The organism is Pseudomonas sp. BNK-7, assembly GCF_048072025.1.
Taxonomy (GTDB): domain Bacteria; phylum Pseudomonadota; class Gammaproteobacteria; order Pseudomonadales; family Pseudomonadaceae; genus Aquipseudomonas; species Aquipseudomonas danubii.
In genome coordinates this window covers 3444798-3470712 of record NZ_CP182252.1, presented here as the reverse complement: position 1 = coordinate 3470712, position 25915 = coordinate 3444798, and the positions used below count along the sequence as shown (strand labels likewise).

At 66.1% G+C, this 25915-nt stretch carries 21 protein-coding genes and 2 pseudogenes; 15 read left to right on the top strand and 8 right to left on the bottom strand.

The window, feature by feature from the left end; translation table 11 throughout:
* Position 1 precedes the first annotated feature (1 nt).
* A pseudogene (locus tag ACMGF8_RS16140) lies at positions 2-1077 on the bottom strand (ATP-NAD kinase family protein).
* A 355-nt stretch (positions 1078-1432) separates the two neighbouring features.
* On the opposite strand from ACMGF8_RS16140, the gene ACMGF8_RS16135 reads away from it, so the two are divergent.
* The gene (locus ACMGF8_RS16135; protein ID WP_416756726.1) at positions 1433-3301 is read left to right on the top strand and encodes a sigma-54-dependent Fis family transcriptional regulator; all 1869 of its coding nucleotides are present in this window, start codon (positions 1433-1435) and stop codon (positions 3299-3301) included.
* A 1147-nt stretch (positions 3302-4448) separates the two neighbouring features.
* On the opposite strand, the gene ACMGF8_RS16130 is transcribed toward ACMGF8_RS16135, so the two are convergent.
* The gene (locus ACMGF8_RS16130) at positions 4449-5462 is read right to left on the bottom strand and encodes an AraC family transcriptional regulator (RefSeq protein ID WP_416756724.1); all 1014 of its coding nucleotides are present in this window, start codon (positions 5460-5462) and stop codon (positions 4449-4451) included.
* 171 nt (positions 5463-5633) lie between these two features.
* On the opposite strand from ACMGF8_RS16130, the gene ACMGF8_RS16125 reads away from it, so the two are divergent.
* Together ACMGF8_RS16125 and ACMGF8_RS16120 are read left to right on the top strand one after the other, a co-directional pair.
* Entirely contained in the window at positions 5634-6485 is an 852-nt protein-coding gene (locus ACMGF8_RS16125) for a 3-hydroxybutyryl-CoA dehydrogenase (RefSeq protein WP_060838472.1), read from the top strand.
* On the top strand, positions 6478-7074 hold the full coding sequence (locus tag ACMGF8_RS16120; protein ID WP_115582015.1) for a TetR/AcrR family transcriptional regulator: 597 nt from the start codon (positions 6478-6480) through the stop codon (positions 7072-7074). The genes ACMGF8_RS16125 and ACMGF8_RS16120 overlap by 8 nt, the downstream gene beginning before the upstream one ends.
* Positions 7075-7077: 3 nt before the next feature.
* On the opposite strand, the gene ACMGF8_RS16115 is transcribed toward ACMGF8_RS16120, so the two are convergent.
* Together ACMGF8_RS16115 and ACMGF8_RS16110 are read right to left on the bottom strand one after the other, a co-directional pair.
* A complete protein-coding gene (locus ACMGF8_RS16115) occupies positions 7078-7713 on the bottom strand; it encodes a response regulator transcription factor (protein WP_060843037.1) in 636 nt (211 codons plus the stop codon).
* A complete protein-coding gene (locus ACMGF8_RS16110) occupies positions 7710-9599 on the bottom strand; it encodes a PAS domain-containing sensor histidine kinase (RefSeq protein WP_102861841.1) in 1890 nt (629 codons plus the stop codon). Before ACMGF8_RS16110 ends, ACMGF8_RS16115 begins: the two co-directional genes overlap by 4 nt.
* A 180-nt stretch (positions 9600-9779) precedes the next feature.
* Between ACMGF8_RS16110 and ACMGF8_RS16105 the strand changes: the two genes are divergently transcribed.
* The 6 genes from ACMGF8_RS16105 (at position 9780) to ACMGF8_RS16080 (ending at position 15791) form a co-directional block, all read left to right on the top strand.
* Positions 9780-11402: an acyl-CoA synthetase gene (locus ACMGF8_RS16105; RefSeq protein WP_250330892.1), complete on the top strand. Its 1623-nt coding sequence runs from the start codon at positions 9780-9782 to the stop codon at positions 11400-11402.
* A 212-nt stretch (positions 11403-11614) separates the two neighbouring features.
* Positions 11615-13387, top strand: a complete 1773-nt coding sequence (locus ACMGF8_RS16100; RefSeq protein ID WP_416756721.1) for an acyl-CoA dehydrogenase C-terminal domain-containing protein — start codon at positions 11615-11617, stop codon at positions 13385-13387.
* A 120-nt stretch (positions 13388-13507) separates the two neighbouring features.
* Positions 13508-13921, top strand: a complete 414-nt coding sequence (locus tag ACMGF8_RS16095; protein ID WP_416756720.1) for an LIC_13387 family protein — start codon at positions 13508-13510, stop codon at positions 13919-13921.
* Positions 13922-13981: 60 nt separating this feature from the next.
* Complete coding sequence (locus ACMGF8_RS16090) at positions 13982-14458, top strand: hypothetical protein (RefSeq protein ID WP_060838465.1); 477 nt, start codon at positions 13982-13984, stop codon at positions 14456-14458.
* Between the two features lie 62 nt (positions 14459-14520).
* Entirely contained in the window at positions 14521-15126 is a 606-nt protein-coding gene (locus ACMGF8_RS16085; protein WP_416756719.1) for a hypothetical protein, read from the top strand.
* Between the two features lie 50 nt (positions 15127-15176).
* Positions 15177-15791 carry a hypothetical protein gene (locus ACMGF8_RS16080; RefSeq protein WP_115582010.1) on the top strand — a complete coding sequence of 205 codons (615 nt, stop codon included), beginning with the start codon at positions 15177-15179 and terminating at the stop codon, positions 15789-15791.
* Between the two features lie 68 nt (positions 15792-15859).
* Here ACMGF8_RS16080 and ACMGF8_RS16075 read toward each other — a convergent pair whose 3' ends face one another.
* Both ACMGF8_RS16075 and ACMGF8_RS16070 read right to left on the bottom strand, forming a co-directional pair.
* The gene (locus ACMGF8_RS16075) at positions 15860-16045 is read right to left on the bottom strand and encodes a DUF2188 domain-containing protein (RefSeq protein WP_115582009.1); all 186 of its coding nucleotides are present in this window, start codon (positions 16043-16045) and stop codon (positions 15860-15862) included.
* 92 nt (positions 16046-16137) lie between these two features.
* Positions 16138-16344: a DUF6021 family protein gene (locus ACMGF8_RS16070; RefSeq protein ID WP_162884127.1), complete on the bottom strand. Its 207-nt coding sequence runs from the start codon at positions 16342-16344 to the stop codon at positions 16138-16140.
* A 164-nt stretch (positions 16345-16508) separates the two neighbouring features.
* Here ACMGF8_RS16070 and ACMGF8_RS16065 point away from each other — a divergent pair, with 164 nt between their 5' ends.
* The 6 genes and pseudogenes from ACMGF8_RS16065 to ACMGF8_RS16040 all read left to right on the top strand — a co-directional run bounded on the left by ACMGF8_RS16065 (position 16509) and on the right by ACMGF8_RS16040 (position 22678).
* Positions 16509-17129, top strand: coding sequence for an HAD family hydrolase (locus tag ACMGF8_RS16065; RefSeq protein WP_102861848.1), 621 nt, complete (start codon positions 16509-16511; stop codon positions 17127-17129).
* Between the two features lie 1327 nt (positions 17130-18456).
* Positions 18457-18645, top strand: a complete 189-nt coding sequence (locus ACMGF8_RS16060) for a DUF1843 domain-containing protein (RefSeq protein WP_102863589.1) — start codon at positions 18457-18459, stop codon at positions 18643-18645.
* A 36-nt stretch (positions 18646-18681) separates the two neighbouring features.
* On the top strand, positions 18682-19311 hold the full coding sequence (locus ACMGF8_RS16055) for a DUF1842 domain-containing protein (RefSeq protein ID WP_207167364.1): 630 nt from the start codon (positions 18682-18684) through the stop codon (positions 19309-19311).
* Between the two features lie 52 nt (positions 19312-19363).
* Complete coding sequence (locus tag ACMGF8_RS16050) at positions 19364-19972, top strand: DUF1842 domain-containing protein (RefSeq protein WP_102863591.1); 609 nt, start codon at positions 19364-19366, stop codon at positions 19970-19972.
* 136 nt (positions 19973-20108) lie between these two features.
* A complete protein-coding gene (locus ACMGF8_RS16045) occupies positions 20109-21575 on the top strand; it encodes a GDL motif peptide-associated radical SAM/SPASM maturase (RefSeq protein WP_102863592.1) in 1467 nt (488 codons plus the stop codon).
* 315 nt (positions 21576-21890) lie between these two features.
* Positions 21891-22678 (top strand): annotated as a pseudogene (locus ACMGF8_RS16040) (helix-turn-helix transcriptional regulator).
* A gap of 71 nt (positions 22679-22749) precedes the next feature.
* Here ACMGF8_RS16040 and ACMGF8_RS16035 read toward each other — a convergent pair.
* Positions 22750-24708 (bottom strand): MacB family efflux pump subunit, encoded by a 1959-nt coding sequence (locus ACMGF8_RS16035; RefSeq protein WP_102882414.1) that lies wholly within the window; start codon positions 24706-24708, stop codon positions 22750-22752.
* Positions 24709-24710: 2 nt separating this feature from the next.
* Positions 24711-25862: a macrolide transporter subunit MacA gene (gene macA, locus ACMGF8_RS16030; RefSeq protein WP_416756714.1), complete on the bottom strand. Its 1152-nt coding sequence runs from the start codon at positions 25860-25862 to the stop codon at positions 24711-24713.
* Positions 25863-25915 lie beyond the last annotated feature (53 nt).

Here is a 25915-nt window from a genome sequence, read left to right as displayed (position 1 = left end):
TTTATTCTCCAGGGTGTCTTCGGACTGAAGGTTCACGGGGTGTTGCCGGTGATGGCGGTCGATTGCCAGCAGGCGCTGGCGCGCCGCGTGGGCCAGGGCCGCGTTGACGTCGATGCTCAGCGGGCCGCCGGCATCCAGGGTGACCGTGGGCCGGTCGTGGGGGTTGAATTCGATCTCGCGTTCGCCATCCAGGGCCAGGGTGCCGGCGCTCAGGCACAGCGGCTGTGGCTCATTGGGTTGCAGATAACCAGCCTCCAGCACCCCGCAGCCCTGCAGCAGGCCGGGGGCCAGGGGCACCAGCAGCGCTTCGGGGGATTGCGGGTCCAGGCGCATCCAGGCGCCGTGGGGTTCCTGGCGGGTCACCGGCAACCACAGCCCGCAGAGCGCGGAAATGCCGATGGACTGGGGTTCAGCGAAGGTCACGAAGACCTCGGCCAGGTCGCTGCCACGACTGATGGCCCGGGCGCCGACGAAGGCCAGGGGCGACACCGCCACATCCACCAGGGCCACTTCGCACAGACCCCGGGACGGTTCGCGCACCAGCAGGCGCTTGTTGCGCCGCAGGGCGATGTCGGCCGGCACCCGGCCGCTGGCGTAGAGCCCGCCGGCCAGCCCGGCGCTGGTGGCTTCGCGCAGTTCCGGAAAGGCGTTGTTGGTGCCGGTGGACAGGGTCAGCAGCGGGATGTCGCCAACCTCGGCGGCCACCGCCTTGTGGGTGCCGTCGCCGCCAAGCACGGCGATCAGCGCCACCCCGCGCTCGGCCATCCAGCGCGCGGCCTGGCGGGTGTCCTCGACGCTCTGGCGCAGGGTCAGGTCGAGGAACTCCAGGGCCGGCCAGTGCTGCTCCCGGGCCTGGCGGCTGCGGCTGTTCTTCTGCACCGCGGCGGCGATGCCGGTCATGTCGGTGGGCATCAGCACCTGCTCGATGCCGGTGGCACCGAAGGCCGCCAGCAGACGCTGGATTACCGAGACCTTGTCGGTGCTGGAGAACAGCCCGGCGTTGGCGGTGAGGCGGCGCACATCACGGCCCGAGGCCGGGTTGGCGATGATGCCGACGGTCAGGGGGCGGCGGTTCATGAGCTCACCGCGGGCGGAGCACAGGCAGGAGAAAACATCGGGCACCTCGTTCTTATTCTTCGATGGGCCAGTCGACGCGGGTTGCCGGGGACTGGTTGCCAAGGGCCAGAGCAAGGCCGGTGCCAGTTGTCGGAAAATCTGCGGAAAAGGCCGTTCCAGAGCGGCTGACAGGCTTGCTGCGACGCGTTGAAGCCAGCCACCCGTGAGACGTCGCATGTCAGGCTGCACGGGTCCTGGGCGAGACCTTGAGACGTTGCGTCTCACTGCCGTCCCGGCGGCGTTCGATGCTTGTCCAGATCGGCGGATCGGCGCTTAATGCGCCGACAACGATAAGAAGCTGCAACCGGAGGCCTTCATGCTTTCCGCACATTCCAAAGCCCATGTGGACTGCGTCAGCCGGGTCCTGAAAAACGCCGCGCACCTGCCCCAGGCGCCGGTGCCGAGCCTGATCCTCGACTCCTGGCGACGCTCCATGGAGCAGCACCAGCTGGACCCCGGCTCGCTGCAGGGGCCGCGCATCCTCTCGGAAAACGTCCTCAAGGAATGCCGCGAGCGCTCCGAGCTGTTCCTGCGCATCGCCAGCGAAGAAGTGGCGCGCCTGCATGGCCGGGTGCGCGACGCCGACTACTGCGTGCTGCTCACCGATGCCCAGGGCCAGACCATCGACTACCGGGTGGAGTCCACCCTGCGCAACGACTGCCGCAAGGCCGGGCTGTACCTGGGCACCTGCTGGTCGGAGGGTGAAGAAGGCACCTGCGGCGTGGCCGCGGTGCTCACCGCGCGCACGCCGATCACCGTGCACAAGCGCGATCATTTTCGTGCCGCCTTCATCGGCCTGACCTGCTCCGCCGCCCCGGTGTTCGATCCCCAGGGCGAGCTGCTGGGGGTGCTGGACGTGTCGGCAGTGCGCTCCCCGGATGACCGCCGTTCCCAGCACCTGATCCGGCAGATGGTGGTGCAGAGCGCCCGGGAGATCGAACAGGCGTTCTTCATGAACAGCGCCCAGGGCTACTGGGTGCTGCGGGCCCATGCCAGCCCGGGTTATGTCGACAGCCAGCCGGACTACCTGCTGGCCTGGGACGACGACGGCTGCCTGCGGGCCCTGAACCCGGCGGCGCGCCACTACCTGCTGCGCCGCTATGGCCGCTTGCCGCAGCACATCACCCAGGTGTTCGACCCGCAACTGTTGCAACGCGCCCGGGACGAGGCCCTGTGCCCGCTGTCCGCCGAGCTGCATGGCCGCTTGCAGGCGCCGCGCCGGCCGCCGAGCCGCCCGCGTCTGAGCCTGGCCGGCGAGTCGCTGGACCCGCGGGTGGAACAGAGCCTGCGCCTGGCGGTGCGGGTCAAGGACCGGCATCTGCCGGTGCTGATCCAGGGCGAGACCGGTTCCGGCAAGGAAGTCTTCGCCCGCCAATTGCACCAGGCCAGCCAGCGTCGGGACCGGCCCTTTGTCGCGGTGAACTGCGCGGCGATTCCCGAGAACCTGATCGAGAGCGAGCTGTTCGGCTATGTCGCCGGAGCCTTTACCGGGGCGTCGAACAAGGGCATGCAGGGCCTGCTGCAACAGGCCGATGGCGGCACCCTGTTCCTCGATGAAATCGGCGACATGCCCCTGGCCTTGCAGACCCGCTTGCTGCGGGTGCTGGCCGAGGGTGAAGTGGCGCCGCTGGGGGCCGCGCAACGCAAGACGGTGGACATCCAGGTGATCTGCGCCACCCACCGCGACCTGGAAGCCCTGGTGGCCGAGGGCAGTTTTCGCGAGGACCTGTATTTCCGCCTCGGTGGCGCGCGCTTTCAGCTGCCGCCGCTGCGCGAACGCAGCGACCGGCTGGCACTGATCACCCAGATAGTCGAAGAAGAGTCCAAGCGCTGCGGCGCGCCGGTGCAACTGGGCAATGCGGCGCTGGAGTGCCTGCTGGGCTACCGCTGGCCGGGCAACGTGCGGCAACTGCGCCACGTGCTGCGCTACGCCTGCGCCGTGTGCGAAGGGCCGCTGATCCAACTGCATGACTTGCCCGAACAACTGCGCGGCACAGCAGCCGAAGGCGCCCTGCCCGCCCAGGAAAGCGCCACCAGTCCCGAACGCCAGGCCCTGCTGGATGCCCTGGTGCGCCACCGCTGGAAACCCGTCGCGGCGGCCAAGGCCCTGGGCATTTCCCGCGCCACCCTGTACCGCCGCGTGCAGCAGCACGGCATCCAGATGCCCGGCCGCAGCCCGGTCTAACCCCAATGAAAACCTGTAGCCGCTGCTGAGCCCGCGAAGCTGCGCAAAGGTCCGCAGGGCCTTGCCTGGCGATCTCCCGCCGAATCTTCAGCGCCTTCAAAATCCCCGCGTCTCCTGCGGAGCCGTTCGCAGCCTGCGGCAGCGGCTACAGGACGCGGCCCTGCGATCCATGCGGTCTGTGTAGCCGCTGCTGAGCCTTGGCGAAGCTGCGCAAAGGCCCGCAGGGCCTTGCCTGGCGATCTCCCGCCGAATCTTCAGCGCCTTCAAAATCCCCACGTCTCCTGCGGAGCCGTGCGCAGCCTGCGGCAGCGGCTACAGGAAGCGGCCCAGCGCCCCCTGCGGTCTGTGTAGCCGCTGCTGAGCCTGCGAAGCTGCGCAAAGGCCCGCAGGGCCTTGCTTGGCGGTCTCCCGCCGAATCTTCAGCGCCTTCAAAATCCCCGCGTCTCCTGCGGAGCCGTTCGCAGCCTGCGGCAGCGGCTACAGAAAGCGGCCCTGCGATCCCTGCGGTCTGTGTAGCCGCTGCTGAGCCTGCGAAGCTGCGCAAAGGTCCGCAGGGCCTTGCTTGGCGGTCTCCCGCCGAATCTTCAGCGCCTTCAGAATCCCCGCGTCTCCTGCGGAGCCGTGCGCAGCCCGCGGCAGCGGCTACAGGAACCGCCCCTGCGCCCCCCCTGCGGTCTGTGTAGCCGCTGCTGAGCCTTGGCGAAGCTGCGCAAAGGCCCGCAGGGCCTTGCCCGGCGATCTCCCGCCGAATCTTCAGCGCCTTGGAAGTCCCCCGCGTCTCCTGCGGAGCCGTTCGCAGCCTGCGGCAGCGGCTACAGGAAGCGGCCCTGCGATCCCTGCGGTCTGTGTAGCCGCTGCTGAGCCTGCGAAGCTGCGCAAAGGTCCGCAGGACCTTGCTTGGCGATCTCCCGCCGAATCTTCAGCGCCTTGGAAGTCCCCCCGCGTCTCCTACGGAGCCGTGCGCAGCCTGCGGCAGCGGCTACAGGACGCGTCCCTGCGATCCATGCAGTCTGTGTAGCCGCTGCTGAGCCTTGGCGAAGCTGCGCAAAGGTCCGCAGGACCTTGCTTGGCGGTCTCCCGCCGAATCTTCAGCGCCTTGGAAGTCTCCCGCGTCTCCTGCGGAGCCGTGCGCAGCCTGCGGCAGCGGCTACAGGGTGGGGTTGAGGCGGGCGCGGTAGCGCCCGGGGCTTTCGCCGGTCCATTTCTTGAACGCGCGGTGGAAGGCGCTGGGCTCTTGGAAACCGGTGAGTTCGGCAATCTCGCTGATGCTGACGTGGGTGCGGCGCAGCAGTTCGACGGCGACGCCGCGGCGCACTTCGTCCTTGATCTCCTGGTACGAGCCGCCCTCGCGCTCCAGGCGCCGGCGCAGGGTGCTGGCGCTCATCTGCACTTCGCGGGCGAAGGCTTCCAGGGTCGGCCACTGGCTGTAGTGGCTGCCCCGCAGGCGTTGGTGCACCTGGCGGGTCAGGCCGTGCTGGTTGCGAAAACGGATCACCAGCCATTGCGGGGCGCTGCGCAGGAAGACCTTGAGCGAGGCCAGGTCCTGGACCACCGGTAGGCGCAGGAAGCGGCTGGCGAATTCGATCTCGGTGCGCCCGGCATTCCAGCTCAGGTTGCTGCCCCACAGCAGCGCATCGTCGCTGAGGCTCAGGCGGGAATGGCGAAAGTCGGCGCGGTCGATGGGGATCCGCCGCCCGCCCAGCCAGCACAGCAGGCTGATGATCAGCACCAGCAGGGTTTCTTCGGCGTAGTGGCCGCGCAGCGGGTCGGCGCAGCGGCTTTCAACGCTGATCACCGCGCGCTTGCCGCGCACGCTGAGGTGGGCGCCGACGTCCCGTAAAAACAGGCCAAAGTTGTTCAGGCACTGGCGCAGGGCCTTTTCCAGGTTGGGTTCCTGGATCAGTCCGCGGCAGATCAGGGCAAAGGCCCCCGGCGGCATGCCACGGGAGTCGAGCTGGAAGAATTCGTCCTGCAATTCGCGGATCTGGATCAGCCACAGGGCGGCAAAGGCGCTGCCGGGCACCCGCGCCCGAGGCTGGTCGAGCAGCGCCGGGTCGATGCCGGCCTCCCTCAGCACCGCCGCCAGCCGCTGCGGCTGCTCACGCAGGGCGTGGGTCATCACCCGGACAAAGTAGACCGCGACCGAATCCGTTTCACGCATGTAGAGGCTGTGCTCCCGTAGCAGGACCTATGGCAAAAAACGCCAGCACCCTTGACCGCTTTCGGCATAGGCCGGCCACCGTGTGCGGCTCTAGACTCGCGCTGGATAACGCGCTGGGCAAGGCAACCGCGCCATGCTCCGCGAAGGCCATGAACAAAGGAAGAGCTGAAGATGAATCTTGCGAATATCGGGGTGATCGGCGCCGGCACCATGGGCAACGGCATTGCCCAGGTCTGCGCCCAGGCGGGCTTCGACGTGACCCTGCTGGACATCGCCCAGGGCGCCCTGGAAAAGGCCCTGGCCACCATCGGCAAGAACCTCGACCGGCAGGTGAGCAAGGGCACCCTGAGCGAAGGCGACAAGCTCGCCGCCCTGGGTCGGATCCGCATCAGCACCGACTACAGTGCGCTCAAGGACGCGCAGCTGGTGATCGAAGCCGCCACCGAGAACCTCGACCTCAAGCTCAAGGTCTTGCAGCAGATCGCCGCCCAGGTCAGCGCCGAGTGCGTGATCGCCTCTAACACCTCGTCGCTGTCGATCACCCAGCTGGCCGCCAGCGTCAGCGCGCCGGAGCGTTTCATCGGCCTGCATTTTTTCAATCCGGTGCCGGTGATGGGCCTGATCGAGGTGATCCGCGGCCTGCAGACCAGCGACGCGACCCACGCCCTGGCCATGAATATGGCCGAGCGCCTGGGCAAGACCGCAATCACCGCCGGCAACCGCCCGGGTTTTGTGGTCAACCGCATCCTGGTGCCGATGATCAACGAGGCGATCCTGGTGTTCCAGGAAGGCCTGGCCAGCGCCGAGGACATCGACGCCGGCATGCGCCTGGGCTGCAACCAGCCGATCGGCCCGCTGGCCCTGGCCGACCTGATCGGCCTGGACACCCTGCTGGCGATCCTCGAAGCCTTCTACGACGGCTTCAACGACAGCAAGTACCGCCCCGCGCCGCTGCTCAAGGAAATGGTTGCCGCCGGTTACCTGGGGCGCAAGACCGGTCGGGGTTTCCATCACTATGGCTGAGCGCTGCTCACGCTTTGCCGAAAGCCGCGACAAGGCCCTGGAGCTGTTCGCCAGCAAGGGCTTCGGCCAGGTCGGCATGCGTGAGCTGGCGAGCCATCTGGGGCTGACCCCGGGCTCGCTGTACCACCATTACCCGAGCAAGCAGCACCTGCTGCTGGACCTGATTGAAGAGTTCTTCGATGAGCTGCACAGCACCCTCAAGCGCCTGCAAAGGCGCAAGTTGCAGGGCGACTGCCTGCCGGCGCTGATTCGCGCCCACCTCAAGCTGCACCGGGAATTGCCGCGGCATTTTCGCCTGGTGGAACGTGACAGCGGCTGCCTCAATCCCGACCAGCAACTGCGGGTCGGGCAATTGCGCGAGCGTTACGAGCAACAGCTGCTGCAACTGCTGGGCACCCCGCCCGGCCTAGGTCCGCAGGCCCAGCGCGCCGCCGCCCATGCCCTGGCCAACCTGCTCAACAGCGCCCCCAGCTGGTTCAGCGAGCAGCCATTGGCCGAGCGTGAACGTGAGGCGCTGCTGGAAAACCTGCTCAGCGGCGCCATCGAGCGCCTGCTGGGTGGCGCACCGCTGCACAGCGCGGTGGCCTGAGCCTCAGCGCAGTTGCAGCGGGTCCACCAGGCCGGCGGCAATCGCCATGCCCACCAGCTGCGGCAGGTGCTCGGCCTGCATGCGCTTCATCACCCGTGAGCGATACAGGTCGATGGTCTTGATGCTGACCCCCAGCTGTTCGGCGATCTCGCGGTTGCTGTAGCCCTGCACCAGGGGCAGCAGCACGTCCTTCTCCCGCGGCGTCAGGCTCTCCAGCAGCGCCTGCACCCGGGCCTGCCCGGCGCTCTGGTGCTGATGACGGTCGGCGCGGCTCAGGGCCTGCTGCACGCTGTCCAGCAGCAGCTGTTCGTTGTAGGGCTTCTCGATGAAATCCACCGCACCGGCCTTGAAGGCACGGACCACGATCGGCACGTCGGCGTGGCCGCTGACAAAAATCAGCGGCAGGTGGATATCGCGCTGGCGCAACTCTTCCTGGACATTCAGGCCGCCCATGCCGGGCATGCGCACATCCAGCAGCACGCAGGCATTGAGGCTGGGGTCGCAGTGTTCGAGAAACTCGCGGCCGCTGGTGAAGGGCACGGCCTTGAGCCCCACCGACTCCAGCAGCCAGACCGTGGAGTCGAGCATGCCCGGGTCGTCGTCGACCACGTACACCAGCTGCTGCGCCTCACTTGTCATTGCCTTGCTCCTGTTGTCGGGTGGGAAGTTGCATCGGGATCGGCCGGGGCCGTGGCCGGCAGGTGGCAGCACATCGTCAAGCCACGCTCCTGGAGCTGAGCCTGCAAGTCGCCACCAAAGCCTTCGACGATGCTGCGGCTCATGGACAGTCCGAGCCCCAGGCCGTTGGCCTTGCTGGTGTAGAACGGGGTGAACAGCTGGGGCAACTGCTCGGCAGACACCCCGGGGCCCTGGTCGCTGACGCTGATCCGCACCCCGCCCTCGGCCGCCGCTTCGGCGCCCAGCACAATGTGCGAGCCTTGCTGTGGATGCACTTCGCGATTGGCTTCGATGGCGTTGCGCAGCAGGTTCAGCAGCACCTGTTCCAGCAGCACCCGGTCGGCGTACACCGGCGGCAGATTATCCGCCAGGCGCAGCTCGATCGCCACCTGACAGGACTGGGCTTCCCAGGCACACAGGCGCACGGTTTCCCGGGCCACTTCGGCGATGTCCAGGGCCTGCACCCGGCGCCCGCCTTTGCGCAAGAAGGCCCGCAGGCGCTTGATCACTTCGGCGGCGTGGGTCGCCTGTTCGGCGATTCGCTCCAGGCCCTGGGCGACCTTGCGGACCGCCTCGGGCTGGGTGTCCAGGGCCTGCAAATAACGTTGGCTGGCGTTGGCGTAGTTGACCACTGCGGCCAGCGGCTGGTTGATCTCGTGGGCGATGCCCGAGGCCAGTTCGCCCAGGGTCACCAGCCGCGCGCTGTGGGCCAGTTCATCCTGGTGATGGCGCTGCTGGGCCTCGCGCAGTTCGCGCTCGCTCTGGTCGTGGGCCACCAGGGAATAGAAACGCTCGCCGCTGGCGGCGCGATGGGCCAGGAGCATCAGTGACACCGGCACCGAACTGCCGCCCGCCGGCGGTTGCAGGCGTGTCTCGACGCTCCAGCGGCCGCTGCGCTCGGCACAGCTCCAGCCTTCCTGTTGCAGGCTCTGCAGCACTTCCTGGCTGAGGATCGCCGCCAGCTCCGGCATCGCCTGCCCGGCGGCAAGCCCCAGGGTGCGCCGCGCGGCCGGGTTGAGGTAGGTCACCGCGCCGCCGGGCTGGATGAACAGCACCGGGTCGGGGTTGGCCTCTACCACTTCGGCCAGGCGCCGCTTGTTCTCCTCGGCCTGGACCCGGGCGGTGATGTCCCGGGACACCGCCACCACTTCCACCACGGTCCCGGTGTAGGTGTCGCGGATGCCGCGGCAGGCGGTTTCGAACCACAGGTAATGACCGTCGCGATGGCGGATGCGGTAGGTCATGGTGTGGTAGCCGTCCTGCTCCAGGGCGTCGCGGGTGCGCTGCATCAGCCCGGCCAGATCCTGACTGTGGAACAGGCTGCGGGCCAGCAGCCCGCGCAGTTGTTCGGGCCAGTAGCCCAACAGGGTCCAGGAGGCCGGCGAGGCATCGAGGAAGGTGCCGTCCGGGGTGTGCCGGGAAATCAGGTCGGTGGTGTTTTCGGTGATCAGCCGGTACAGGCGCCGGGCCCGGGCCGACTCGCGCTCGGCCTGGACCTGGGCGGTGGCCTCCTGACAGCGCGCCAGCACCCGCTGGTGCAGGGGGTCGGGAATGAAGCTCCAGAGCAGGATGCGTTCGCCCCACTGGGCTTCCACCTGTTCGATGGCACGCTGCTGCTCCAGGCAGGCCCGTACCAGGGCCGGGTGGTTGATCGGCAGCAGGGCCGCGAGATCGCCAGTGGCCGCATCGTCCAGCCATTGGCGCAATGCCGGGTTGAGGTCCAGCGGCTGCGCCTGGGCGTCCAGCAGCAGGCTCGGCTGCGGGTCGTGGCCGAGCCAGGGCGAGTCCGGCAGCTGGCCTTGGCGCTGTAGCTGCAACCAGCGGCTCAGGTGGGTGGAGGTGGGCATGGTCGATCAACCTGTGGGTGGCAACAGCGGAGATTCAATATAGTACAACTACTATACAACTCAGGTAGTACTTCCATATCAATCGACAAACAGTATATAAAAGACCCCGGATAAGTCACCGAGCGCCTGTAAAAAGCCTCGGCCAATAGAGCTAATAATCAGCCACCGGGTACCCGAACCATGTCCATCTACGAGCAAGGCCTCGCGCCGTCTGCCGTCAACCATATCGCCCTCTCCCCCTTGAGCTTCATCGAACGCACCGCTGCGGTTTACCCCGATTATCCGGCGGTGATCCACGGTTCGATCCGCCGCACCTGGGCCCAGACCTACAGCCGCTGCCGGCGTCTGGCCTCGGCCCTGTCCGGGCGCGGTATCGGCAAGAACGACACGGTGGCGGTGATGCTGCCGAACATCCCGGCGATGCTCGAAGCGCATTTTGGCGTGCCGATGATCGGCGCCGTGCTCAATGCCCTCAACGTGCGCCTGGACGCCGAGGCCATCGCCTTCATGCTGGCCCACGGCGAAGCCAAGGTGTTGATCGCCGACCGCGAGTTCCATGAGGTGATCCACGCCGCCGTGGCCATGCTCGACCACCCGCCCCTGGTGATCGACCTTGACGACCCCGAGTACGGCGAAGGCCAGCCGGTCAGCGATCTGGACTACGAGGCCTTTCTCGCCGAGGGCGATCCGGAGTTTGCCTGGCTGTGGCCGGACGACGAGTGGCAGGCCATCGCCCTGAACTACACCTCGGGCACCACCGGCAACCCCAAGGGCGTGGTCTATCACCACCGCGGCGCCTACCTCAATGCCCTGGGCAACCAGATGACCTGGGCCATGGGCAACCACCCGGTGTACCTGTGGACCCTGCCGATGTTCCACTGCAACGGCTGGTGCTACCCCTGGACCGTCACCGCCCTGGCCGGGGTGCATGTGTTCCTGCGCCGGGTCGACCCGCAGAAGATCCTCAACCTGATCCGCGAGCATCAGGTCACTCACCTGTGCGGCGCGCCCATCGTGCTCAATGCCCTGGTGAACATGCCGGATTCGGCCAAGGCGGCCATCGACCACCCGGTCAACGCCATGGTGGCCGGGGCCGCGCCACCGGCCAAGGTGATCGGCGCCGTGGAGGAGATGGGCATCAAGGTCACCCACGTCTACGGCCTGACCGAGGTCTATGGCCCGGTGACTCTGTGTGCCTGGCACGCGGCCTGGGACGAACTGCCGCTGGAGCAGCGGGCGCAGATCAAGTCGCGCCAGGGCGTGCGCTACCCGACCCTGGAAGGGGTGATGGTGGCCGATCCGAAAACCCTCGAACCCATGCCCCGGGACGGCCAGACCATCGGTGAGATCTTCATGCGTGGCAATACCGTGATGAAGGGCTACCTGAAGAACCCCACGGCCACCGCCGAAGCCTTCGAGGGCGGCTGGTTCCACACCGGCGACCTGGGGGTGACCCACCCGGACGGCTACATCGAAATTCGCGACCGGCTCAAGGACATCATCATTTCCGGCGGCGAGAACATCTCCACCATTGAGCTCGAAGGCGTGCTCTATCGCCACCCGGCGGTGCTGGAAGCGGCTGTGGTGGCCCGGCCCGACGAAAAATGGGGCGAGACCCCCTGCGCCTTCATCACCCTCAAGGCCGATCACCAGGACGTGAGCGAAGCCGAGATCATCGCCTTCTGCCGCGAACACCTGGCGGGCTTCAAGGTGCCGCGCACCGTGGTCTTCAGCACATTGCCCAAGACCTCCACCGGCAAGATCCAGAAGTTCGTCCTGCGCGACCTGGCGAAAAACCTCTAGCCTGACTGCACCAGACCCAGCTCCCGAGGGAGCTGGCTTGCCAGCGCAAAGCGCTCTGACGGCCCCAACACCCACAGGGGCCGGCTTGCCAGCCAAGTCGCTGGCAGCGACGCCTTCGCCGGTCAGTCGGCTCCTACAATGGGTTGGTGCGGTCATTTTCGATTCATGCGGCCACGGCCGTTCAACCTCCCCTTTTGCCCGAGGTTCCTGCAATGCCCGAATTCAACGCTCCACTGCGCGATATGCGCTTTGTCCTGCATGAAGTGTTCAACGCGCCCAGGCTCTGGGCCCGTCTGCCGGCCCTGGCCGATACCGTGGACGGTGACACCGCCGACGCCATTCTCGAAGAAGCGGCCAAGGTCACCGGCAATCTGATCGCCCCGCTCAACCGCAGCGGCGACGAGGAAGGCGCCAGCTGGCACGCCGGGCAGGTACGCACCCCGGCCGGTTTCAAGGAGGCCTACAGCACCTATATCCAGGGCGGCTGGGTCGGCCTGAGCGGCAACCCGGCCTACGGCGGCATGGGCATGCCGAAGATGCTCGCGGTGCAGTTCGAAGAGATGCTCTACGCCGCCAACTCCAGCTTCGCCCTGTACTCGGCCCTGAGTTCCGGGGCCTGCCTGGCCATCGACGCCCACGCCAGCGAAGCCCTCAAGCAGCTGTACCTGCCGCCGATGTACGAAGGCCGCTGGGCCGGTTCCATGTGCCTGACCGAGGCCCACGCCGGCACCGACCTGGGGATCATCCGCACCCGCGCCGAACCCCAGGCCGACGGCAGCTACCGGATCAGCGGCAGCAAGATCTTCATCACCGGCGGCGAGCAGGACCTGACCGAGAACATCATCCACCTGGTGCTGGCCAAGCTGCCGGACGCCCCGGCCGGGCCCAAGGGCATCTCGCTGTTCCTGGTGCCGAAGATCCATGTCGACGCCAACGGCGTGCTCGGCGCGGCCAACGCGGTGAGCTGCGGCTCCATCGAACACAAGATGGGCATCAAGGCCTCGGCCACCTGCGTACTGAACTTCGACGGCGCCAGCGGCTGGCTGATCGGCGAGGCCAACAAGGGCCTGGCGGCGATGTTCACCATGATGAACTACGAGCGCCTGTCCATCGGCATCCAGGGCATCGGCTGCGCCGAGAACTCCTACCAGAACGCCCGCACCTACGCCCGCGAACGCATCCAGAGCCGCTCCCCGGCCGGCCCGGTGGCCAAGGACAAGATCGCCGACCCGATCATCGTCCACCCCGATGTGCGGCGCATGCTGCTGACCATGAAGGCCATGACCGAAGGCGGCCGGGCCTTCGCCAGCTACGTCGGCCAGCAGCTGGACCTGGCCAAGTTCGCCGACCAGCCCCATGAGCGGCACAACGCCGAAGCCCTGGTGGCGCTGCTGACCCCGGTGGCCAAGGCCTTCTTCACCGACACCGGGCTGGACAGCTGCGTGCTCGGCCAACAGGTCTTCGGCGGCCACGGCTACATTCGCGAATGGGGCCAGGAGCAACTGGTGCGCGATGTGCGCATCGCCCAGATCTACGAAGGCACCAACGGCATCCAGGCCCTGGACCTGTTGGGGCGCAAGGTGGTGGGCAACGGCGGCGTGGCCCTGCGCCTGTTCACCGGCGAGATCCGCGACTACGCCTACCTGCCCGGCGCCGCCTACGCCGCCGAACTGCTGGACGCGGTGCAGCGCCTGGAAGACCTCAGCGACTGGCTGCGCGAACAGGCGGCGCAGAACCCCAACGCGGTGGGCAGCGCCTGCGTCGAGTACCTGCAACTGTTCGGTTACGTGGCCTATGCCTACCTGTGGGCGCGCATGGCCCAGGTGGCCGAGCACAAGCGCTCCGAGGACGACGGTTTCTACGGCGCCAAGCTGGCCACCGCGCGCTTCTACTTCAGCCGCCTGCTGCCGCGCATCCTCAGCCTGGAGCAGAGCATTCGCGCCGGCAGTGACTCGCTGTTCGGCCTGGACGCCGAGCACTTCTGAGGGCCTGGGCAGGGCGCCCGCCGCCCTGCCCCGTGCCGGTAAAAAAGCCGCGCCCGCAGGTGCAAAACCTCGGGCGCCGCTGCATACTCCGCGCACCCGAGCACCGCCCAAGGAAGAAACGTGTTGGCCCCCGCCCTGATCGTCGCCAGCTCAGCCATCGTGCTGCTGCTCGGCAGCCTGCACCTGATCTACACCTTCGCCAGCGACAAATTCCAGCCCCGTGATCCGGCCCTGGCCGAACGCATGCGCCAGGTGTCGCCAATGATCACCGGCCAGACCAGCCTGTGGCGTGCCTGGGTCGGCTTCAATGCCAGCCATAGCCTGGGGGCGATGTTGTTCGGCCTGGTCTATGGCTACCTGGCCTGGCTGCACCCGGCCCTGCTGCTGGAAGCCCGCGGCCTGCTGCTGATCGGCCTGGGCTTTCTCGCCAGCCTGTGGCTGCTGGCGGTCCGTTACTGGTTCCGCATTCCCCTGGCGGGCATCAGCCTCGCCCTGGTGCTGTTCGCCGCAGGAACTACGCTGCTTTTCAGCTGACGGGTACCCGTTGCCCAACCGCTCCAGCCCTGCCCGACCTGAATAAATTCCGGAGTTCACATGGAACGTCAAACCCCCAACGAAGGCGCCGCCGCCCTGCGTCAACCCGGCAAACGCCCCTGGTATATCTACCTGATGGCGATCTGGGCCCTGATCGGCATCGGCGGCCCTCTGAGCCAGCTAGCGCGAAGGGTGTTCGCCGATGAGCCGCTGCTGTTGCAAGTCAGTTCGGTGCTGATCCTCGGCGGCGTACTGCTGCTGATCATCAACCTGATCAAGCTGAAACCGCAGTACATCGTGGCCTTTGGCGTGCTCTGCTGCCTGGAAGTGGGCCTGCAGCTGTTCGGCATCATCGACCGCCTGTACAGCGGCGACACCCTGGCCCACGCCGCGCTGCTGCTGATCTATCTGGTTCCGGCACTGGCCTTTGCCCTGCTGGCCCTGCGCACGAAACTGCTGAGCCGGGCCAGTGAGTACCGCCAATCGGTCGACCTGCAGAACCGAATCGCCTTTGCGATGAAACACAACAAACGCTGAACCTGCCGGCCCGGCGCCCAGTGGCGCCGGGCCGGATACCCGCTGCCCAATCGAGTCCCATCATGTCCCGTCTGTACACCCTCTGTTCCTGGCTCTACCTGCCGCTGTGCTGGATCGCCGTGGCCGCGCCGACGGCCAGCATGATCCATTGCAACCTGAACCTGATTGTGCCCCGGGAGGTCGGCGGCACCTTGTTCGGCGGCTCCATGGGCTTTGTGATGTACCTGGGCGGCTGGGTCCTCAGCGTCCTGGGCCTGGTGCTGGCGCTGCTGACCCGGGTGCCCGGCGCGCGTCTGGCCTGGATCGTCGCCGGGCTGGCGCAGTTGCTGCTGGGCCTGTGGTGGCGGATCAACTACCCGGATGATTTCGACGGCAACCTGCTCTTCAGCATCCAGCCCCGGGAGCTGGACTATGTGATGGTCTTCGGCTTTGCCCTGGTCTACAGCGGCGTCTACCTGTTGCGTCAGCAGCGGCTCAAGCCGCGTCCACCCGCCAATGGCAATCTGCTCGCGCTGCGCACCCTGTGGGCCCTGGTGCTGGCGGCGACCTTCATGCTCCCACCGCTGCTGGCCATCACCCGCAAGCCACTGCCCTATTGCGCCTTCGACCGGGCCGGCAATCAGTTGAGCGTGTGCCTGGGCCCGGGCACCCGGGTGATTGTCGACTGAACGGCCCCCTGACTTCATTCCTCCTTTTCTTGACCTTGATGAGTGTGCCCATGTCTCGCCTGTTTACCCTGTGGTTGTGGCTGTACCGCCCCCTGTGCTGGATCGTCGTCGCCATCCCGCTGTCGGTGATGCTGTTGTGCGACGTGCAAATGATGCAACCGCGGGATGTCAGCGGCACGCTGTTCGGCGGGGGCATGGGTTTTCAGCTGTACCTGTTTGCCTGGGTGCTGTGCCTGATCGGCCTGGTCCTGGCCCTGCTGACCCGGATGCCCGGCGCGCGCCTGGCGTGGCTGCTGGCCGGGCTGGTGCCCTTGCTGCTGGGGGCCTGGTGGCGGCTCACCTACCCGGATGATGAAGATGGCAGCCGCTCCTTCAGCCCCCAGGACTGGGAACTGGACTACATGATGGGCATCGTGTGCCTGTTCGTTATCAGCGGCCTGTACTTCTACTGGCGCCGACGTCTCGTCTCACGGCCCGCCGCCACCAGCGCCGATGTGCTGTTTCTGCAGACCCTGTGGGCGCTGGTCCTGGCGGCGGCGTTCATCCTCCCGCCGCTGAGTTTCATCAAGCAGCAATCCCTGCCCCGCTGCGCGTTCAACAAGGCCGGGGAGCAATTGACCGTGTGCCTGAGCGATGATCCGAACGAGCCGGTGATTGTCGACTGACCCGGCGCTTGCAGCAGCCCGGACAGAAAAAAGCCCCGAACCGATCGGGGCTTTTTTTCTGCCGGCTGCTATCGACGCTGGGTGGCCGGTGATGCCCTGCGCACCGGCAAGGCGGCGGCAAAGGCCAGGGCTTCTTCCCGGGTGCCAAAAGTGGCGAGCCGGTCACCCGGGGTGCAGACCTTCCAGGGGCCGTGGTTGACGCTCAATACCTGATAACCGTTGATCTGCAACTTGTTCAACAGTGGCGTACTCATGGACACCTCCTTTTTGTCAGCGTGCCTGGGGCTTGGCCGTTTTACCTTACACCCGCAGAACCATCCGGCGACGGCCGCATGTCGGCGCTCGGTCATTTCCTCAGGTTGGCCAGAGGGTCGTAGGCCCGCGAACGCTTGCGCTGATGCTCGGGTTCGGGCTGATCCAGGGGCGCCCTGGCCGGGCCCACCGGATCGACCTGGGGGTCGGCGAGGTCCGGCGAATCGGGGTCGAAACCCGGGTCATGATGATTCGAGGCGTGCTCGGACGAGCGCGGCCCCGTGGGGGTCTTGGCAGCCATGGTCAGCTCCTGTGCTAGCCCGCAAAAGGACGGGGACAGCCGTTGGATCGCGATCCGTTCCCAGGGTGCCGGCCAGCGGACCAATGGCCACCGGCAAATTGCATTGCACGGCGCAGCGTCGCAGGATGACGCCCTGATCCACAACCGCTGAAAAGGAAGTGCTGATGACGATTCGTGCCGTGGTTTTCGATTTTGGTGGCGTGCTGTTCGACTGGAGCCCGCACCACCTGTACCGCCAACTGATCCCCGACGACCAGCGTCGCCAGTGGTTCCTCGACACCGTCTGCACCCAGGCCTGGAACACCCAACAGGACGCCGGCCGGCCCCTGGCCGAAGCGACCCGCAGCCTGGTGGCCGAGCATCCCGAGCATGCGCCGCTGATCGAAGCCTATTACGGGCGCTGGCCGGAGATGCTCAAGGGACCGCTGGAGGAAGGCGTGGCCCTGCTGGAGGATCTGCACCAGGCGCAGATGCCGCTGTTCGGGTTGACCAACTGGTCCCAGGAAACCTTTCCCTATGCCTGGGAGAATTACCCGTTTTTACAGAAGTTTCGCGACATTGTGGTGTCGGGGCAGGAGCGGCAGATCAAGCCCGATGCCGAGATCTATCACACGGCCTTGGGGCGCATTCGTGCGCATTTGCCGGGGGTGGCGCCTGAGGAGTTGGTGTTCATTGATGATCATGCGCCGAACATCGTCGCGGCCAGAGCGTTGGGGTGGCGGGCAATTCATCACGTGGCCGCGGGGGAGACGCGGCGGCAGTTGGGGGAGTTGGGGGTGGTTTGAGTCTTGGGGCTTTTTTTGGGGAGGGGGACATATCCGTTGCTGCGGTCAGGGCTACTTAGGGTTCCGCTTTTACAGCGAGTGGGAGGGGGTACATATCCATTCCGGCGGTCACGGCCACTGGCGGTTCCGCTTTTACAGCGGTGGGCTGTGTACATATCCGTTGCTGCGGTCACGGCCGCTGGCGGTTTCGCTCTTACAGCGGGGGTTGGGTACATATCCGTTCCTGCGGGGGCGGCCGCTGGCGGTTTCGCTCTTACAGCGGGGGTTGGGTACATATCCGTTCCTGCGGGGGCGGCCGCTGGCGGTTCCGCTCTTACAGCGGCTCACTTTTGAAAAGCGCAAAAGTAAGCAAAACGCTTCTGCCCCTCCACTCGGTGCCTCGCTTAGGCTCGGCATGCCCTCACTCCGGCATTGATCCGTGGGCCGCCGCCACCGGCCATCCATGGCCGGGTGGCGGCTAACCCGGCGTCCTGCCGGGTTACCCACGGCTCAATGCCTGCGTTCGGCCATCGTGGTTAACGGGGCGTTCAGATCAAAATCAAAATCAACAGCAAGATCAAAATCTGACGGCGGCCTGCCGGCCGGCCTGTTTCATCGCCGTTCGCGTTACATGTAGCCGCTGCCGCAGGCTGCGACCGGCTCCGCAGGAGACGCTAAACCTGCCTCCCCGATATTCCTGACCTATCGCGCCGCCTGGTTTTGCGAGCGCGAGCGCTCGTTCGCAGCCTTCGGCAGCGGCTACAAGGAGCCAGCCTGCGCACCTTGGCTTTGGCTTTTGATCTTGATCTTGATCTTCAGGCCCCTTCCCAGCCGGCCGAGCGTAGGCGTTGCGTAGGGGGCAGCTCGGCATGGATGCCGAGCTAGCCGCCACCCGGCCATGGATGGCCGGTTGGCGGCGGGCCCCCGGAGCAATGCCGAAGCGAGGGCACCCCGAGCCACAGCGAGGGGCCCATGGAGGGGCAAGCGTTTTTTGGTTCCTTTTTTTGGCGTTTGAAAAAAAGGGACTCGCCGTAAGGGCGAAACCATAAGTGGCCACACCCGCAGCAACGGATATGTACTCCACCCCCCCGTCGTCATAAAGGCACAACCGTCAACGGCCGCCCCGCAGGAACAAAACCACCCCCTCTATCGCCATCCGCAATCACCCCCACCCCTCCATATCGCCCCATGGAATACCCCAAAAATCCCCCCCTTACCCCCGTGAATCCACCTGTCGGAAACCCACAAAATCAATGTGCCATTACCCCGCCAATTCCCCCCGCGCTGCTTAACTGCAAAAGCTGCCAAGTACCGCAGCCCCCCCTAACCCCCAAGGAAGGCACACACCATGAGCCCCACCTCGCAACACACGGTTGTCCCCTACGGAGTCGCGATCCAGTCGGCCATCGCCGAAGGTCAGCTACCCCAGATGAAAGCCCTGCTGGCCAAGCGCGATCCGAAGCACGACGAGCCCAAGGATCTGAAAGCCGCCTACGAAAAACTGGCCAAGGAAGTCGCCCGCCTGGAACAGCACTAATCGCTGTTTCCCCGTCATTGAATCGAGGCAAAGCAAATGTCTGGTTCTATCTCCCAAGAAGGCCTGTTCCCCCTGAGCTACCGCATCGGTACCTCGCAACCCGGGGCCCCGACCCTGATTCTCAATCTGCTGGTCTACACCCCCGAGCACAGCGTGCGCGGCACTTCGTCCATCACTCAGGCGGTCAATCCGCCCCTGGACCTGCACAGCGATGTCTGGGGTCAGTACACCTACCTGACGGTCATGCCACCGAGCTCCAGCAAGATCCTCATCACCGCCCAGGGCAATCAGGGCGGACCCGGTTCCAACTCCATCATCAACTTCAAGCTGCATCTGGTGGTCAGCGATGACTGGAAGGAAGGCGTGGCCAACTACCAGTACTACAACGGACACAGCTGGGTAACGGTCAATCAGGTCCCCGCCCATCTGCAGGAACCCGTGCAGTCGAGCACCCTCTCGGCCCCCCGCCATGGCCAGCCCAACCGTCCGCTGCCGCCGATTTCGGCGCTGTACGCGGCGCCGATCCACGGCGCCATCGCCAGCGGCGACCTGGCGCAGATGAAGAGCCTGCACAAGGTGGCCACCCAGCAACTGGAGCAGTTGCCGTTGATCCGCACGGCGCTGGAGGCGGCCAAGGCCGAGATCAGCAAGCACGAGCGGCGCTGACTGGCGACCGTCCAGCGAACCTGATGTCTTCCACAAGATAAGGAGTTGCAGCATGACAATCGGACTGTTCCATACCCGCCTCATCGTCGCCAACCCTGTGATCGGAGGGCCGGTGCTGACCCTCGATCTGCTGGTCAACACGCCGCAGAAGAAAGTCAGCGGCGTGGCCCGGGTGACTCAGAGCACCTCGCCACCGATGCACTTCCTCGCGGATGTCTGGGGCGACTACTCCCAGGTCAAACTGGACCCCTCCAGTGAAGGCCATATCATCCTCAACCTGACCGGCAACCCCAGCGGCCCTACCAGCCAGATTGCCGAAACCTTCCATCTGCAGGGCATTCTCGGCCTCGACTGGGCCAGCGGTTTCGCCAGCTATCGCTACCAGTACCAGGGCCATTGGCATGTGGTTCAGCATGCCGCCGTGAGCCAGGCGCCGGTGGATCAAGCGGCCAACGCCGATCTGGCGCCCAAGGACGATCAACGGCATCTGTATCCGCAGCCACTGTATGCCGTGGCGCTGCAACAGGCCCAGAGCAGCGGCGATCTGACGCGGCTCAAGGCGCTGGTGGCTCAGGGCGAGCAGCAACTGGCCAACAGTGACAACCTGAGCCAGGCAGTGCAGCAATTGCAGGCGGAAATCAGCCGCCTGGAACGTCGCTGAGTCCAGGCACCCGGGGCCGGCCGACACAGGTCGGCCCCAGGGTTGCGGTAAACCGATCGCGCCATTGCCGCACAAGGAAGGCGCGCCTATTTCGATGGGTTGGTGCCGCGCACCGCTGGGTGCGCAAGGATCTTTCATGTCAGACAGTCTCCCCGCCCGCTACCTCAGCGAAACCGACCTCAAGCGCTATGTGCCGGTGCACGTGGTCTGGGAAATCACCCTCGCCTGCGACCTCAAGTGCCTGCATTGCGGCTCCCGGGCCGGGCATCGGCGCCCCGGCGAATTGAACACCCAGGAATGCCTGTCGGTGATCGACTCCATCGCCGCCCTGGGCACTCGGGAAGTCACCCTGATCGGCGGCGAAGCCTATTTGCGCAAGGACTGGACGCGGCTGATCCAGGCCATCCACGACCACGGCATGTACGTGGCGATCCAGACCGGCGGACGCAACCTGACCCCCGCCAAGATGCAGGCCGCGGTGGACGCCGGGCTCAATGGCGTCGGCGTGTCCCTGGACGGCCTGGCGCCGCTGCACGACGCGGTGCGCAATGTACCCGGCTCGTTCGACAAGGCCCTGGACACCCTGCGCCGGGCCAAGCAGGCCGGGCTCAAGGTCAGCGTCAACACCCAGATCGGCGCCGCCACCCTGCCCGACCTGCCGGCCCTGATGGAACTGATCATCGACGCCGGTGCCAGCCACTGGCAGATCCAACTGACGGTGGCCATGGGCAACGCCGTGGATCACCCGGAGCTGCTGTTGCAACCCTATCAACTGTTGGAAGTGATGCCGCTGCTGGCCCGCTTGTATCGCGAAGGCGAAGAGCGCGGCTTGCTGATGAATGTGGGCAACAACATCGGCTACTACGGCCCCTACGAACACATGTGGCGCGGTTTTGGCGACGACCGCGTGCACTGGAGCGGCTGCGCCGCCGGGCAGACGGTGCTGGCCCTGGAAGCCGACGGCACGGTCAAGGGCTGTCCGTCCCTGGCCACCGTCGGATTCTCCGGCGGCAATGTGCGCAGCATGAGCCTGCACGACATCTGGCACTACAGCGAAGGCATGCACTTCGGCCGCCTGCGCTCGGTGGACGATCTGTGGGGCTACTGCCGCACCTGCTACTACAACGACGTGTGCCGCGGCGGCTGCACCTGGACCTCGCATTCGCTGCTGGGCAAGCCGGGGAACAACCCCTACTGCCATTACCGGACCCTGGACCTGCAGAAAAAAGGCCTGCGCGAGCGCATCGTCAAACTCGAAGACGCCGGCCCCGCCTCTTTTTCGGTGGGCCGCTTCGACCTGATCACCGAGCGCATCGACACCGGCGAGGCGGTCTCCAGCGTCAGCGACAGCGGCCAGGTGATCAAGCTGGCCTGGGCCAACCAGGGCCACGCCTCCCCCGAAGAAGGCCGCATCCCGCCACGCCTGGCCCTGTGCCGCAGTTGCCTGGAGTACATCCACGCCCATGAAAGCACCTGCCCCCACTGCCACGCCGATGTCGCCGCAGCCGAGGCCCGGCACCAGCAAGACCGCCTGCGCCAGCAGGCGCTGATCAACACCCTGCACCAGTTGCTGGGCATGCCCCAGGAGCAACCGCGCCTGTAACCTGCGCCAGCCGCCACCGCGCCAACCCCAGGCGCGGCGGCGGTCATGGCGGCTCTGGCAAGCAGGGAACAGCCATCCAAAAAACTCCGGGCAAGGCCGGTAAGGGCTTTGCCATGGCAGTTCGTCCACAGGCCCGAGCGCCTGCGCGCCTGCGGTGCAAGTTTTTGCGCACTTCATCAAACAGCAGTCGCCACCCTGTACTAGGATACGAGGCGACCCTTTGTCGGTCAGCGCAAACAGGAGGTAAATCACGCGCGACCCAAACTCGTTGTTATAAGGCAGTCCTTCCACACCTTCACATTCATGGATGAAATGATGAACTCACAAGTACTGTTTCCACATATTGGCAAGGTCATCGCCAGCACCGGCAGCCGCAGTTTCCCGCGCATGCTGCACGACCTGATACTCACCCAACTGGCTGTGGACGCCACTCACATCACCCAACTGCGCACCGCCCCGGAACAAGCCACTGGCAGAACCGGCAATACCCTGATGCAGAGCCGTCACCCGCTGTACAGCGATCTGCACGCCAGCAATGACCCGCTGCTGCACACAGGCTTTCCCGAGCAGCCCGACGAGCCCTGCGGCAGCCCGCCACTGCTGCGGCACCGGGGCAACGCGGACCCGGCGCAACTGCACCTGACCGGTCGCAAGGATTCGTACCACTTCGTGCTGTCGGTGTACCGCAGCAGCCAGGAGCAGAGCTTTTCCCCCAGGAACGCCTGCTGCTGGAGGACATCTCGCCGCTGCTGCTGCCCATGGTGGAAAACCACATCAGCGCGCTGCAGCCGCGCAGCGACTCTGCCGAGCAGGACCGCGCCGCCATCGAGGGCCTGGCGACCGTGCGCCTGCGCTTTGCCGAGCGCCTGGAGCAGTCCGGGCTGCGCCTGTCCAACCGCGAGCTGGAAGTCTGTGTCGGGCTGCTGGCCGGGCGCACCGCACCGCAGTTGGCCGAGCAGCTCAAGCTCAAGGTCAATACCGTCGAAAGCTACTTGAAGCGCGCCGCCATCAAGCTCGGCATCAGTGGTCGCCACTCCCTGCTGCGCTGGATGTACTCGCCCCAGGCACAGGCGCCAGGCACCCGCGATGACGCGCCGGCCTGATCCGCCAATGGCCTTGACCCCGTAACCCCGCCCCGCCGGCCCCTGAGCCGGCGGTTCTGTCTGTGGGCCGCTCAATCCCGGGCCAGGGCCTCGATGGGGTCCAGCCGGGCGGCGTTGCGCGCCGGAACGAAGCCGAAGACGATGCCGATCAGGGTCGAACAGGCGAACGCGGTGACGATCGAGCCCATGGAAAACACCATCTCCCATTCCTTGATGAACAAGGTGAACAGGTAGCCGATGGCAAACGACAGGGCGATGCCGATGGCCCCGCCAATCAGGCAGACCATCACCGCCTCCACCAGGAACTGCTGGCGGATGTCCGACTGCCGCGCCCCCACCGCCATGCGAATGCCGATCTCCCGGGTACGTTCGGTGACCGACACCAGCATGATGTTCATCACCCCGATGCCGCCGACCACCAGGGAAATCACCGCGATCAGCGACAACAGCAAGGCCAGGGAGCGGCTGGTGCGCTGCACCGTCTGCATGATGCTGTCGAGGTTGTTGGTGAAGAAGTCCTTGGTGCCATGGCGCTGCTCCATGAGCTTCTTCACATGCTCCTCCACCACTTTGCTCGGCTGGCCGTCCTTGATCTTCACGCTGATGCTGTCCAGGTGGCGCTGGCCCAGCACCCGCCCCGCCGCCGTCTCGTAAGGCAGCCAGACGTTGAGCAGGTTGCTGGCGGCGAACATGTTCTTGTTCTCGGCCGTGACCCCGATCACCGTGCACGGCAGGTTGCCCACCAGGATCACCTGCCCCAGGGGGTCCACATCGGGACCGAACAGGCGGTTGCGCGTGTTGTGGTCGATCACCACCACCTGGGCCTGGCGCCGGGCATCGTTCTCGCTGAAGGCGATGCCCGCCGCCAGCTTGAGATCGCGAACCTTGAAGTACAGGTGGCTGACACCGTTGACCGTGGCATTGAGGTCGATGTTGCCGTAGCGCAGCAGCAGGCTGCGGCCCACCATCGGCGTGGCGCTGTCGACGTAGTACAGCTGGTTCAGGGCCGTCACGTCGGCGGGCATCAGGGTCTGGATTGCCGCCGCCCGGCTGTCGCCGAAACTGGCCCCGGGGAAGATGTCGATGGTGTTGCTGCCGATGGCCTGGATGTCCTTGAGCACGTAGCGCTTGGCCCCCTCGCCAATGGCCACGATGGACACCACCGAGGTGATGCCGATGACGATCCCGAGCATGGTCAGCAAGGTGCGCATGCGGTGCGAGACCAGCGCCACCCAGGCCATGACGAAGGCTTCCTTGAACAGCCCGAGGCTGGCCACCAGGCGTCGTGCTCCGCCCGGCCGGGTGCTCACCGGGGGTTGCGCCGGCTCCTCGTCCACCCCGCGCGCATTGACCCGGTCGCTGACGATCTCGCCGTCGCGCACTTCGATGATGCGCTCGGCGTTGGCCGCCACCTGAGGGTCGTGGGTGACGATGATCACCGTATGCCCCAGGGCATGCAGTTCCTGGAGAATGCCCATCACCTCCTTGCCGCTGTGGCTGTCCAGGGCCCCGGTGGGTTCGTCGGCGAGGATCACTTCGCCGCCGTTCATCAGGGCCCGGGCGATGCTCACCCGCTGTTGCTGGCCGCCGGACAACTGGTTGGGCCGGTTCGCCAGGTGCCCGGACAGCCCCAGGCGCGCCAGCAGCTCCCGGGCCCGGCCATGGCGCTTGACTTGCGGGGTGCCGGCGTAGATCGCCGGCATCTCGACGTTGTGCAGGGCACTCAAGTGCGGCAGCAAGTGATAACGCTGGAAGATGAAACCGAAATAGTCCCGGCGTAGCTCCGCCAGGGCCTGATCGTCCAGGTCGCGGGTTTCCTGGCCGTTGACCTTGTAGCTGCCGGCCGTGGCGTAGTCGAGGCAACCGAGGAGGTTCATCAGGGTCGACTTGCCCGAGCCCGAGGCCCCGGTGATCGCCACCATTTCCCCGGCCTGGATGCTCAGGTCGATGTGTTTCAGGGCCAGGAACTCCCGCTCCCCGGCGGTGAAGCTGCGGCTGATGCCCTTGAGCTCCAACAATGGCTGGGTCATGGTCAGGCCCCTGCCGTGCCGGGCAGCGGATCACCGATCACCACCTGGTCGCCCTCCGCCAGGCCGTCCTTGATCTGCACCTTGACGTTGTTGTTGATCCCGGTGCTGACGTTGCGCGACTGGGCATGGCCCTTGGCGTCCAGCACCCGCACCGCGAAGCGGCCATCGGCGTTGCGCGGCCCCAGGGCGGCCACCGGCACCATCAGCACATCCTTGGCGGTGTCGAGGACGATGCGCACCTGGGCGGTCATGGAGATGCGCAGCCGGTGGTCCGGGTTGGGCACGTCGAACAGGGCGTTGTAGAACACCGCGGTGTTCTGCTTGGGGGTGCCGGCGGTCTGGGTTTCGAGGAAGTTCTGCGGTGCCGGCTCAGTGCCCCGCAGCTTGGCGTAATAGCGCCTGTCGGCCTCGCCGAGGATGGTGAAGTACACCTGCTGGCCGGGAGCGATATGGATCACGTCGGCCTCCGAGACCTGGGCCTTGACGGTCATGGTGTCCAGGTCCGCGAGTTTCAGCAGCACCGGCGCCAGCTGGTTGGCGATCACCGTCTGGCCTTCCTGGGTCACCACCCCCACCACATCGCCGTCAATCGGCGCGACGATGCGGGTGTAGGCCAGGTTGACCTTGGCGGTGTCGATCTGGATATGGGCGCTCTTGATCTGCGCGTCCAGGGACAGCAGGTTGGCACGCTGCACCTCGTAGTTGGACTCGGCGGTCTCGAAGTCCTGCTGGGAAATCGACGCGTCCGACTGCAGGTCGCGGTAACGCTCGTAGATGGCCTTGGTTTCCTTGAGCTGGGCCGCGGTGGCGCGGCGCTTGGCTTGCAGGTTTTCCTCGTCCACCTGGGCCTGGCGCAGGGTGTTCTGCAACACCAGGGGATCGATTTCCGCCAGCCACTGGCCCTTCTTCACCTTGTCCCCGAGCTTGACCTTGAGCGACTTCAACTGCCCGGAAACCTGGGCCCCGACGTCCACCTGCTTGATGCCCTCCAGCAGGCCCGAGGCCAGGACCGCGTTCTCGATGTCTCCCCGCTCGACCCGGGCGGTCAGGTACTGCGGCGGCTCTGCCGGCGCCCGCACCGTATAGAAAATCAATCCGGCCACAACCACCAGCAACAGCCCCATACCGATTTTGCGAAACTTCGACTTTTCCATAGGTGACCACAAGTGCGTTGAGGGCGGGCTCCACCGGCCAGCGGCGAGCCCCC